At 63.1% G+C, this 11,990-nt stretch carries 12 protein-coding genes; 4 read left to right on the top strand and 8 right to left on the bottom strand.

Features of this window, described 5'->3' with window-relative positions; translation table 11 throughout:
- Positions 1 to 20: 20 nt before the first annotated feature.
- The 6 genes from LW136_RS16810 to LW136_RS16785 form a co-directional block, all read right to left on the bottom strand.
- Complete coding sequence (locus LW136_RS16810) at positions 21 to 1,334, bottom strand: PQQ-dependent sugar dehydrogenase (protein ID WP_234173227.1); 1,314 nt, start codon at positions 1,332 to 1,334, stop codon at positions 21 to 23.
- Between the two features lie 32 nt (positions 1,335 to 1,366).
- Positions 1,367 to 1,885 (bottom strand): MgtC/SapB family protein, encoded by a 519-nt coding sequence (locus LW136_RS16805; RefSeq protein ID WP_014821328.1) that lies wholly within the window; start codon positions 1,883 to 1,885, stop codon positions 1,367 to 1,369.
- 57 nt (positions 1,886 to 1,942) lie between these two features.
- Positions 1,943 to 2,965, bottom strand: a complete 1,023-nt coding sequence (locus LW136_RS16800; protein ID WP_042928489.1) for a DUF5924 family protein — start codon at positions 2,963 to 2,965, stop codon at positions 1,943 to 1,945.
- Between the two features lie 164 nt (positions 2,966 to 3,129).
- Positions 3,130 to 3,615 (bottom strand): SgcJ/EcaC family oxidoreductase, encoded by a 486-nt coding sequence (locus LW136_RS16795; RefSeq protein WP_234173225.1) that lies wholly within the window; start codon positions 3,613 to 3,615, stop codon positions 3,130 to 3,132.
- Between the two features lie 118 nt (positions 3,616 to 3,733).
- Complete coding sequence (locus tag LW136_RS16790) at positions 3,734 to 4,210, bottom strand: DUF2726 domain-containing protein (RefSeq protein ID WP_234173224.1); 477 nt, start codon at positions 4,208 to 4,210, stop codon at positions 3,734 to 3,736.
- A 405-nt stretch (positions 4,211 to 4,615) separates the two neighbouring features.
- Positions 4,616 to 5,203, bottom strand: coding sequence for an LOG family protein (locus LW136_RS16785; protein WP_041014805.1), 588 nt, complete (start codon positions 5,201 to 5,203; stop codon positions 4,616 to 4,618).
- Positions 5,204 to 5,897: 694 nt separating this feature from the next.
- On the opposite strand from LW136_RS16785, the gene LW136_RS16780 reads away from it, so the two are divergent.
- Positions 5,898 to 6,809, top strand: coding sequence for an SDR family oxidoreductase (locus tag LW136_RS16780; protein ID WP_045665452.1), 912 nt, complete (start codon positions 5,898 to 5,900; stop codon positions 6,807 to 6,809).
- A 37-nt stretch (positions 6,810 to 6,846) separates the two neighbouring features.
- Here the strand turns inward: LW136_RS16780 and dauA are convergent, their stop codons facing one another.
- A complete protein-coding gene (gene dauA, locus LW136_RS16775) occupies positions 6,847 to 8,577 on the bottom strand; it encodes a C4-dicarboxylic acid transporter DauA (protein WP_102831979.1) in 1,731 nt (576 codons plus the stop codon).
- Between the two features lie 192 nt (positions 8,578 to 8,769).
- Here dauA and LW136_RS16770 point away from each other — a divergent pair, with 192 nt between their 5' ends.
- A complete protein-coding gene (locus tag LW136_RS16770; RefSeq protein ID WP_003302753.1) occupies positions 8,770 to 9,057 on the top strand; it encodes a PA4642 family protein in 288 nt (95 codons plus the stop codon).
- 343 nt (positions 9,058 to 9,400) lie between these two features.
- A complete protein-coding gene (gene mqo / locus LW136_RS16765) occupies positions 9,401 to 10,891 on the top strand; it encodes a malate dehydrogenase (quinone) (protein ID WP_023446555.1) in 1,491 nt (496 codons plus the stop codon).
- 86 nt (positions 10,892 to 10,977) lie between these two features.
- Here the strand turns inward: mqo and LW136_RS16760 are convergent, their stop codons facing one another.
- Positions 10,978 to 11,169: a hypothetical protein gene (locus LW136_RS16760; protein ID WP_023444170.1), complete on the bottom strand. Its 192-nt coding sequence runs from the start codon at positions 11,167 to 11,169 to the stop codon at positions 10,978 to 10,980.
- 167 nt (positions 11,170 to 11,336) lie between these two features.
- Here LW136_RS16760 and LW136_RS16755 point away from each other — a divergent pair, with 167 nt between their 5' ends.
- Positions 11,337 to 11,921: a YajG family lipoprotein gene (locus LW136_RS16755; protein WP_014821319.1), complete on the top strand. Its 585-nt coding sequence runs from the start codon at positions 11,337 to 11,339 to the stop codon at positions 11,919 to 11,921.
- The last annotated feature ends 69 nt before the right edge of the window (positions 11,922 to 11,990 follow it).

Below are 11,990 nucleotides of genomic sequence, written 5' to 3'. Positions count from 1 at the left end.
CGGATCAGCGGGCGACGGTATCAACGGTCATCAGGGGTGACGCGCCAGACCACGTTGCCGACATCGTCGGCCACCAGCACGGCCCCGGTCTTGTCCACGGCGACGCCTACCGGGCGACCCATTGCCTCTCCTGCCTCGTTGACGAAGCCGGTCAGCACATCCTCTGCCTGCCCAGCCGGCATGCCGTCGCGGAAGGGGATGAAAACCACCTTATAGCCACTGCGCGGCTTGCGGTTCCAGGAGCCGTGCTGACCAACGAACGCGCCGTGGCGGTAGTGCTGCGGCAGCAGCGTGCCTTCGTAGAAGGCCAGGCCGAGCGAGGCAGTATGCGCGCCCAGTGCATAGTCCGGGACAATGGCACGCTCGACCAGATCCGGGCGCTGGGGCTGCACGCGCTCGTCGATGTGCTGGCCGAAGTAGCTGTAGGGCCACCCGTAGAATCCGCCGTCCTTCACCGAGGTCATGTAGTCCGGCACCAGGTCGCTGCCGATCTCGTCGCGCTCGTTGACGGTGGTCCATAGCGCTCCGCTGTTCGGTTGCCAGGCTAGGCCATTGGGGTTGCGCAGGCCTGAAGCGAACAGACGCATGCTCCTGGCTTGCGGATCCACCTCGAGAATCGCTGCGCGGTTCTCTTCGGCCTGCATGCCGTTCTCCGCCACGTTGCTGTTGGAGCCGCTGGTGACATAGAGGCGGCTGCCGTCCTGGCTGGCAATGACGTTCTTGGTCCAGTGGTGATTGATCGGCCCAGCGGGTAGGTCCACGACCTTCTCGCCGTTCGCAGTGATACGGGTGGTGCCGGGCGTATAGGGAAAGCGCAGCAGCGCGTCCGTGTTGGCGACGTAGAAGTGGTTGCCTACCAACGCCATACCGAACGGGGAGTTAAGGTTTTCCAGAAACACCGTGCGCTGTTCCGCCACGCCATCGCCGTCACGATCGCGCAGCAGGGTGATGCGGTTGGCGCTGGGGCCTCCGGAGCCAGCGCGGGCCATGATCTTGCTGGCAATCCAGCCGCGCAGTCCCTGGCTCTGTTGCTTCGGCGGTGCGTCCGATTCCGCCACCAGCACATCGCCATTGGGCAGCACATGGAGCCAGCGGGGATGGTCCAGGTCACGGGCGAACGCCGCCACGCGCAGACCGGCCGCCGCCTGCGGTTTGCCATCTTGCGGCCAGCCTTTGGCGGGGGCGATGTGCACCGTGGGCAGGACTGTCTTGTTTGGCTCCGGCAGCGCCGGTGTCGGGCCGTATCCGGATTCCACCGGAAGCTTGGCCGTTTCGCTGCAACCTGCCAGAGCAGCTAGAACGGCGCCGGTCAGAAGAATACGGAAGTTGGACATGGCGAAATCCTTGGGCAGTGGAGTGGCGTTTGTTAGCGCGGCTGGTCCGGGTGGCGACGCTTGCGCGCGGCACGCAGGGCAGTATGCCGCTCCAGCCGTGGCATCAAAGCAAAGATCGCCAGCGCCAACAGCGTGCTCATTACGGCCGTTGCTTCATGCCCGAGGCCGACGGCGACACCGATCGCGGCCGTAAGCCAGATGCCCGCGGCGGTGGTCAAGCCCTTGACGTCTTCCGCGGAGTCGCCCTTGAGGATAGTCCCGGCTCCGAGAAAGCCAATACCGGTAACCAGGCCCTGAATCACTCGGGAAATGTCCTCGAGGCTCATGCCCGCCTGCACCGGCACCAGTACGAACAACGCTGCCCCAAGCGCAACCAGCATATGGGTGCGCAAGCCGGCGGCCTTGCGTCGGCGCTCGCGTTCATAGCCGAGCAGGCCGCCGAGAATCGACGCGATCAGCAGACGGCTACTGACGCGGGTCGCGTCCTCCAGGTCGGTGATGTCGGAGAACTCCGACGCGATGGTGTAGGAGATGCTCGCCCACCACTCCATGTCCTTCTCCAAGCCAGGCTGGTTCTGATTTGGATACGCGAGGCGGCGGGGGGTTCGCTAATCGGTGACCTGGAAACGCAGCATGCCGATCATCTGGCCTGCTTCGGTAACGACACGTACTCGCCAGCGGCCCGATGATTTCTCCGGGAAGTTGCGCTTGTGGGTCCAGGCGCGGTAACCGGCTTCGCGGCCGCCGCTGATCTCCAGGGCGATACGGTCGACGCGCCGGCCGTTGTGGGTCCACTCGTGGAAGATGCGCTCCTTCAGGCCGCGCGGTGCGTTGATGGCGGTATAGGCGTAGAGGCCATTTGCGTGCAGTTCTGCGCTGGTGATTTCGCGCAGCCCCTTACCGGGTTTGCGTTGCCGATCATCGAGGCTCATGGTCACGGCGACATCGGTCAGCCACAGGGTTGCCGGCGGTACCCAGGTCCGTCCCAGCCAACCTGCGGCACCCAGCGCCACCGCCAGCAACAGGATGCCGGGCCACGTGCGCCAGTTCGAGCGGGGAAACAGTCCGCTGAGGCTCGGCAGGGCCAGCATTACTGCGACGCCCAGCGCCAGTTGATAACTCTGCGGGGTGGACAGATGAAGGATGATCGGCAACGCGGTCAGCAGGACGGCGAACAGCGTCAGCGCGTGAAACCCCAGGTAGACCCAGCGCCGCGGTGCCAGCCATTTGTAGTACAGCGGATCGATCAGCGAAACGAGCGCGGCGGCGCCAAGCAGGCCGGTGAACAGGGCTTGTCCGCTGTTCCAGGTGGTGGTGATGGCAAAGAACGGAATGATGAAGAACAGGCTTTCCTGATGCACCATCTGGGTGGCATAGCGCAGCAGCGGTCGTGGCACCTGCCAGCCGAACCAGCGCTGCAGGCTGCGCCGTAGGCTCGACTCCAGCACCAGCCAGAGCCAGCTCACCAGCATCACCAGGGCGACCACCTTGGCCAGGCCGGCGTGGCGTTCCACCAGAACGAAACTCGCCACCCCGGAAACGAATCCGAACAGCGCAACCGTACCTGGATAGCGCCGAATCAGGCGGCTGGCCAGGTCGAACAGGCGTGATAACAGCGGCTTGAGTTGCATGATGGTTCGGGTCCGGATACGGCGTGCTTATCAGAAGTATCGAGCACAGGCGGGCTGGTGCAAGCCCGCGGTCGAGACCCTTCGCTTGTCGAGGGCGGATGGTACAGCGGGCGCGCCCCGCTGGTGTGGCAAGGCGCCCCTGTTTGGCGTATTTCGCAGGACGATCAGTCGCTCTCTTCGATCACCTGCTGTACCGCCTCGGGCTGCTCTGGCATCGCCGATGAGTGGTGACTGGTGATCAGCCACTGTCCGGCGTCGGCGAACCACTTGTAGGTAAAGGTATAACGCGCCGGCACCGTCTTGCCGTCGCCCAGCTTGAAGCTGTAGAGCCCGGTATCGAGCGCGCTGTTGCAGTCGATCATGATCATTCGCGAGACAACTTCGCCCTTCGGTTTCAGCGCCAGAAAGTGCTCGAAGTAGTCGAGCTTGGCTTCCGCCGTCTGCCGCGGCGTGTTGGACACGGTAGGCAGCAGCATCGAGTCAGGTGCGTAGTTTTCCACCACGCGTTTTGGATCGCCTGATTGCACATCTTCGTTCCAGCGATCGAAAAGCGCGGCGACCTGCGCTTCGTTGGTGCCATGACAGGTCGGGTCGTCCGCCAGCGCAGCCTGCGGGGCGAGGGAAAGCAGCAGGGGGAGGGCGTATTTCATAGTGTCACTCGTAGCCGGTGGTCGATTGCGGATGTCTCCGCAGCGGTACTGCGCAGCATGGGTACGTCATGCAGACTTGTGACCGTCCGCTGCTGCGCTCATTCCCGCCAGCGGTCGATCAGGGCTGCAGCGCCGACTCGATGGCTTCCCGGACATCGCTATAGGAGCGCGCTGCATCCGCTGGCAGGCGGACCTGCGGCAACCCGACCGTCTCGCACAGTCGATCCATGAATTCCTCATCGGTGTCAGGGTCGTGCAGGTTCATGACGCAGACCGGCTGCAGATCGGCCCTGTCGCACAGCACGAAATCGAAGCGCGTGGCCGCGATGCGGTTGGTGGCGCGGTACCAGTACGCCCGTCGAGCGATGGCGGTGACTTCCACAACGTCGGCGACGCTTACCTTGGGGAAGATCAGATAGCGCTCGCCGACCGTGCGTTGCAGCATTTCCAGCAGCTCGCGTTCCGCTGGCGAGAACAGTGACGCCTTGAGGCGATAGGGATATTGCAGCGCGGGATGGTTGAGCTGCCGGTTCTTGACGAAGAAAACCAGCACGAAGATGACGAACGCCACCATTGTCAGGGCCAGCCCGCTCATGGACGTCTGCCCTGATGCAGCGATTGAAGCCTTGTTGATGCACCCATGGTGTAAGCCTAGGAATTAGACGAGCGATGCTTTTGTTGAGTCCAGCGCGTTCGATTCGTTCGGCTACCTTATCCACTACAGCTGTGGGCCGAGTTGTGGATAACCATTTAGCTGCTTGCTACAGCCCTAGCGGCACTAGCGATCGAGCCTATTGATCGAAAATTGTACGTTCGCAGGTTCAAGGCTTCTAAAACGTCGTATTGCCCGCACATGCGTAACACAACAGGTCGAAGCGAGCGCTTATCCACTTTTGCTGTGGATGCGCATGTGGATAACATGGGGAGGCAGAGCTGCGGCCCGCTTGATGCGTGGGCTACAGCTCGGAGGGTGAAATTTGATCAGCTGGATTCAGCCAGATCACAGCGGCGAATTTTTGGCCCAGCGACTATGAGTAGGCGGTTGCCAGGCATCCAGCAACTCTATGAGCGCCTGCGACTCGTCACTACGTTGCAACATCTCGCGGTGCTGGGAGCGGACGAATCCCTCTTCGACGAGGTGATCGAGGAAATGACTGAGCTTGCTGTAGAAGTGGTTGACGTCCAGCAACCCGAGCGGTTTGGGGTGATAGCCAAGCTGACCCCAGGTCCAGACCTCGAAAAGCTCCTCCAGCGTACCCAGCCCGCCAGGTAAAGCGATGAAGGCATCCGCGAGCTCTGCCATCCGCGCCTTGCGGGCGTGCATGCCGTCGACCACTTCCAACCGAGTGAGGCCGGTGTGGCCGACCTCGGCATCTTTCAGGCTCTGCGGAATGATGCCGATCACCTCGCCGCCGGCAGCCATGGTGGCGTCTGCCACCACCCCCATCAGGCCGACGGCGCCGCCGCCGTAGATCAGCCGGATGCCGTTGGCCGCAAGGGTGCGGCCGAGATCCTGGGCTGCTTGTTCATAGATGGGATTCGAACCACGGCTGGCGCCGCAGAAAACGCAAATGGAACGCAAGGTCATCGTTTACTCCGCTCTTAGGGCTGGCGGAAGGGTACGCGGGCATGGACGAACGGCCAAGCGTGCTCGGCGATGTCAGCGGCCGTTCAATGCACCTCCACTGGCGCACGCGTAATTGGCAAACAGGCTCTCGAGCAGATTGCGACTGGACATGGACGATCTCTCCGTCGGTTGATGCACTCATGCTAAGAACAGGGCGCTCCCAGCGCTCTTAGATTCTCGACATTGCCGTGATAGCACTTGCGCTATTTGCCGCTTCATTTATCCCCGATATGTGTGTGCGGTTCTGTGGATAACCTTGGGAAGGTCTGCTCTAGGCGAAGCGGTGCGGGACTTCCAGCAGTATGTGCGTTTTTTGCTCAGTCCCGCTTGATGCGACCACAGGCCGCATAACAGAAGGCCTCGCACGTTAATAGGCAATGTGTGCGGTGCCGTTTCACGATGGTAGTGATCGCATCAGTTATCCACGATGGCTGTGGATAACGCTGTGAGTTGTTTGGGCAAATACGCCGCCGGGCCAGTGATGGCACGGCTGTCGGCGGTATGAATAAAAAACGTCCAGAACATTGGCGTCGGAGCAGCCCATCCTCGACTCTTATGCACTGGCATTCATTTCCGGGCGGTTGGTTGTCGGGTCCCGGCGCCTGATCGACACTCGGCGCTCCTGAATTCATCCAAGACCGCTGAGGGAGTACGCATGACTGATGCCATCCGCTTCGAAGACAAGGTAGTGATCGTGACCGGAGCCGGCGGCGGGCTCGGGCGGGCGCACGCGCTGCTGTTCGCCCGCCACGGTGCGAAGGTCGTGGTTAACGATCTGGGCGGCAGCACTCAGGGCGATGGAGCCAACAGCTCCGCCGCCGACCGGGTGGTGGAGGAAATTCGCCAGGCGGGCGGTACCGCTGTCGCCAATCATGATTCAGTAACCGATGGCGATCGCATCGTGCAGCAGGCCCTCGATTCCTTCGGCCGCATCGATGTGGTGGTGAACAACGCCGGCATCCTGCGCGACAAGACCTTCCACAAGATGGAAGACGCCGACTGGGATCTGGTCTATCGGGTGCATGTAGAGGGTGCCTACAAGGTCACCCGTGCCGCCTGGCCACACATGCGCGAACAGAACTACGGGCGGGTGATCTTCACCGCTTCGACCTCCGGCATCTATGGCAACTTCGGGCAGTCGAACTACGGCATGGCCAAGCTCGGTCTGTACGGCCTGACCCGTACGCTGGCGCTGGAAGGGCGCAAGAACAATGTGCTGGTCAACGCCATCGCGCCCACCGGCGGCACGCGGATGACCGAGGGGCTGATTCCGCCGCAGGTGTTCGAGCAGCTCAAACCCGAACTGGTGAGTCCGTTGGTGGTGTATCTGGCTAGCGAGCAGTGCCAGGAAACCTCCGGCCTGTTCGAGGTGGGGGGCGGCTGGATGGGCAAGGTGCGCTGGGAACGCAGCCTTGGCGTCGGCTTCGACCCGCAGGCCGGCTTCGATGCCGAGGACGTCGCGGCTCAGTGGCAGCAGATCTGCAATTTCGAGAATGCCGCGCACCCGGCCGACAACATGGAAGCGTTGAAGGAGATGATGGCCAACCTGCAAAAATACGCAGGCTGACCTATGACTTGCGCTGCCGGGCAATCCGGCAGCGCATTCAGGCGGGGGCCTCGCCCGGCTCCGGGCGCAACAGGCGCAGTGCTTTCTCGCGGGCCTGACTCAGGTTGCGCACATACAGCAGATGCCCCTGCAGGCGGTGAATGCCGGCGCGGCGCAATTTCAGGCGGACGCGCGCATTGCTGCCGCTCAGGATCAGCGTGACCCCCAGTCGGCGGTAATCCACCAGCACGTTTTCCAGCGATGCCAGCGCGGTCATGTCCAGCATCGGCACCGCGCTGATGTCGACGATCACCACCTTCACCTCGGGATTGAAGCGCCGCAGGGCGCCCAGCGCCTTTTCCGCCGCGCCGAAGAACAGCGGCCCACGGATCGCGTAGGTCGCCACGTGCTCAGGCATGTCCTGGAGGATGTGCCGTTGCTCGCGCGAGAGAGCGGTGGTGTCGGTCAGCTCGCTCATGCGCTTTATGAACAGCCCGGCTGCCAGCAGCAGCCCGACCCCGACGGCCAGCACCATGTCGAACAGCACGGTGAGTGTCAGGCAGGTCAGCAGCACCAGCACATCGCTGCGCGGTGCAATGCGCAATACGTGCAGCACGTGCGGCGCTTCGCTCATGTTCCACGCCACCATCACCAGCAACGCCGCCAGTGCCGCCATGGGCAGGTAACTGAATAGCGGCGCCAGCCAGAGCACTGCGACCAGCACCACACCCGCATGAATCATTGCTGCCAGCGGCGAGAACGCCCCGGCCCGGACATTCGTGGCGCTGCGGGCGATCGCTGCGGTCGCGGTGATGCCGCCGAACAGCGGGGCGACCAGATTGCCCAGCCCCTGGCCGATCAGCTCGCCGTTGGGCTCGTGGTTGCTGCCGGTCATGCCGTCGGCGACCACGGCGCAAAGCAGCGACTCGATGGCGCCGAGCATGGCGATGGCAAACGCCGGCGCGAGCAATTCGCGGAACAGCTCGTAACTCAGCTGCAGCGGCTGGCCATCCGGACCGGGTAGCAGCCAGGGCCAGGCGAAATCTGGGAGAAACGGTGGAATACCCGGATGGGTGATCCCGTCCACGGTGTAGCTGAACCGCTCGCCAAGGGTCGCCACGGACAATCCGGACGATTCCAGCAGCAAACCTGCCAGCGCACCGACGGTCAGTGCCACCAGGTGCCCGGGTACTTTCGGTACCCAGCGCGGCCAGATGATCAGCACCGCGAGACAGATCGCCGCTACCAGCGCGTCGCCGAGCCGGGCGCCCGGCAGCGAGCGCAGCAGCAGGCCGACCTGCTCGACGTAGTGCTGTGGCTGTTCGGTCAGCGTCAGGCCGAACAGGTCCTTGATCTGCAGAGTGGCGATGACGATGCCGATGCCCGCGGTGAATCCGAGGGTGACAGGGTAGGGGATGAATGCGATCAGGCGTCCAGCGCGCAGCAGGCCCAGTGCGATCAGGATCAGACCGGCGAGCATGGTGCACAGCAGCAGGCCGCCAAGGCCGAACTGCTGGGTGATCGGCAACAGGATCACCACGAAAGCCGCTGTCGGCCCGGAGACGTTGAAGCGCGATCCCCCGGTCAGCGCGATCAGTGGCGCGGCGACCAGTACGGTGTAGAGGCCGTGCTGTGGCGCCACGCCAACGGCGATCGCCAGAGCCATGGCCAGCGGGATGGCGATGATGCCGACCGTCAGGCCGGCGCTGATATCGCCGCGCAGCGCGCGGGCACCGTAGCCCAGACGCAGGACCTGGTGCCAGGCAGCAAACAGTGGGGGAAGCTTCATGCCTGGGACGCTCCTTGTAGGCGAAGGCGCCATTATAGGCGCGGGCAGCTCTTGTTCTTTGTGCTGAAAGATCGCCCGGTATACCGAGGCGGCGATGTACGACCTTGGTCGCAAGCCGGCCTGGCGCGTTGAGTGCGTCGCCTGCGAGGAGTAAACTGCCGCCCCCGTGAGACCCCGTGGACCGGAGGCGGCATGCGTAAAGACAAGAAGCAGGTGATTGGCGACGAGATCGCGGATGAGTCGATCAAGCTGTTTCTTCAGCCTGAACCGGCTGACGATACCCCCCCTTCGCTGCACAAGCTGATCAAGGCCTATCGCGGCCTGCGCATTGATGATTTCGAGCGCTTTCTCGGCTTCTTCGTGGCCGCCGGCTACGACCTCGATGCCCGGGACAGCAAAGGGCAGAGCTTTATCGATCTGGTCGCCAACCAGCGTCAGGCCAGACCTTATATCGAACTGATCGAGGCCATGCGCGGCTGAACTGAGGGCCGCCGTTTCGTATCGAACGCATCGGCATAGTCTGCTGCCAGCGGCGAAGGCTGCGGCTGGCTTCGGCAACATGATTCGCAATCGTTTTCCTCGCAGCGTCCACCGTCGAGCACTGGGCCAGGCCCGCTCCGGATGGATCGCAGCGAGAGGAAGGAGGCCAAAAGCCGCCCTTCCGACAGCTGGCAGGCAGCCTCTGGCTTCCTGTTCTCGGGCACATGTTCCCGAGCAGCGGTCCAGGCACATGCTCCGTTCCTGACCGTCTGGCTGGTGGGTTTTACGGGGCCGCGTACTGCGGTCTCGACAGTTTAATGCTGTGATTCTGGAGAACGCGTTGATGACGCAACACGATAGCGAAGCAGTGGATATGGTGCTGGTGGGAGCCGGCATCATGAGTGCGACCCTCGCGGTACTGCTCAAGGAACTCGATCCCAATATCAAGCTGGAAATCGTCGAGCTGCAGGAATCCGGAGCCATCGAAAGCTCCAACCCTTGGAACAATGCCGGTACCGGTCACGCCGGGCTCTGCGAGCTGAACTACACGCCCGACAGCAAAGATGGCGCGATCGACATCAAGAAGGCCGTGCTGATCAACACCCAGTTCGAGGTCTCCAAGCAGTTCTGGGCCTACCTCGCTGACCGTGAAGGTTTCGGTTCCCCGCGTGATTTCATCAATGCTGTTCCGCACCTGAGCTTCGTGCGCGGCAGTAAGAACATCGACTATCTCAAGCGTCGCTTCGATGCGCTGAAGACCCATCACGCCTTCGCTGACATGGAGTACAGCGAGGATCGCGCGACTCTGGCCGAGTGGATGCCGCTGATGATGCCGGGCCGCGCCGCCGACGAGCCTATCGCTGCAACTCGCGCCATGAACGGTACCGACGTCAATTTCGGTGCGGTGACCAGCCAACTGCTCGGCTATCTGTCGCGCAGTGCTGGGGTCAAGGTGTCCTACAACCAGAAGGTCACCGGTCTCGACCGTACGGCCAGCGGCTGGAAAGTCGACATCAAGAACACTCGCACCGGCGAATCGCGCCAGGTGCAGTCCGGCTTCGTCTTCCTCGGCGCCGGTGGCGCTGCGCTGCCGCTGCTGCAGATGTCCGGTATCGACGAAGGCAAGGGCTTCGGCGGCTTCCCGGTCAGCGGCCAGTGGCTGCGCTGCGACAACCCGGAAATCGTCAAGCAGCACCAGGCCAAGGTCTACAGCCTGGCAGCAGTCGGCGCGCCGCCGATGTCCGTACCGCACCTGGACACCCGTGTCGTCGACGGCAAGAAGTCCCTGCTGTTCGGGCCCTACGCCGGCTTCACCACCAAGTTCCTCAAGCGCGGTTCGTTCATGGACCTGCCGCTGTCGATTCGGCCGAGCAATATCGGCCCGATGATGGCCGTGGCACGCGACAACATGGACCTGACCCGCTACCTGATCAAGGAAGTGATGCAGTCCATGGAGGACCGCCTGGAAACCCTGCGTGGTTTCTATCCCGAGGCCAAGGCCGAGGACTGGCGTCTGGAGATCGCCGGCCAGCGCGTGCAGATCATCAAGAAGGACCCGAAGAAGGGTGGCATCCTGCAGTTCGGCACCGAACTGGTCGCGGCGAAAGACGGCACCATCGCCGCGCTGCTCGGCGCTTCGCCGGGCGCTTCGGTGACCGTCTCGATCATGCTCGACCTGCTCGAGCGCTGCTTCCCCGAGCAGTACCGTTCGCAGGCCTGGTCCAGCAAGCTACAGGAAATGTTCCCGGCTCGCGAAACCACGCTGCAGAACGACGCAGCAGCCTACCGCGAAATCAGCGAAATGGCCGACAAGCGCCTGGGCCTGGAGTACTGACCAGCAGGCCAGTCCCGGCTCGAACGAAAAGCCCCGTACGAACCTACGGGGCTTTTTTGTGCCCTGAACAAAGCGCCTGTTGCCGCTCAGGCCGCGCGTTCGCAGTCGGTGGGAAGATGCCGGCCAATCCAGCTCAGACGCGCTTCCTCGACCTCCACCCAGTTCGCGCCATCGGGCCGGCCGGCACTGCTCAGCAGCATGCGGCAGCGACCCTGTTCGTCGAGCAGGGCGAAATGACGGGGCTTGCGGCGGCGCAGCAGCGAAAGGATCTGGCGCATGGGTTTCACTCCTGGCGAAGAGATGCTCCCTTATCGCAGGGCTCTATGACAGCCGCGTGAAATGAACGGCGCAGCACTGCCATCGGTCTGAATCGCATCACTGTCGGTGCGTCGTACCGCTGGGTATACTGCGCCGCACTCGTCGCCCCTAACCTGGAGAAAACAGCATGCTGCAACGCCTGTTGTTCGGTTTTGTCACCGTTCTTGGAATGAGTCTCGTAGGCTGTGCCCACAGCCCCCAGCAGCTCGATCCGAACCCCAAACTCAATGGCACCATCAATCCTGTCGGCCAGGGCCAGCCGGTCGTCGTGCGCGTGGTCGATGCGCGCCCCTCGCCGACGCTGGGCACCCGCGGCGGCCTTTACCCGGAAACCAGCGCGGTGATCGTGCCGAGTGCCAAGGTCATACCCAAGCTGCAGGCCCAGACCGAAGCCGCGGTGCGCCTGCTCGGCTTCACCCCGTCGCCCAACGCCTACAACGCGCCGCAGCTGACCTTGACCCTCGCGGAGCTGAAGTACCAGTCGCCGAAAGAAGGCCTGTACGTGACCGAGGCCAATATTGGCGCGACGCTGAAGATCGAAGTGCAGAACGCCGGTAAACGCTACAACGGCCGCTATGGTGCCTCGCTGAACCAGCGTTTCGGCATGGCGCCGAACGAGCAGACCAACACCAAGCTGGTCACCGATGTGTTGAGCGATGCGCTGACCCGCGTCTTCCGCGACGACAACATCGGTCGCCTGCTAGCCGAGTAAGTCGCCAGCGATACGCACGACTCGCCGGTCCTGCCGATCCGAAACCCTGCCATGGCCCAGCCTGGCAGG

The organism is Stutzerimonas kunmingensis, from assembly GCF_021432085.1.
Taxonomy (GTDB): Bacteria; Pseudomonadota; Gammaproteobacteria; order Pseudomonadales; family Pseudomonadaceae; genus Stutzerimonas.
The sequence above is the reverse complement of the archived record's forward strand: the minus strand, read 5'-3'. Positions and strand labels throughout refer to the sequence as shown.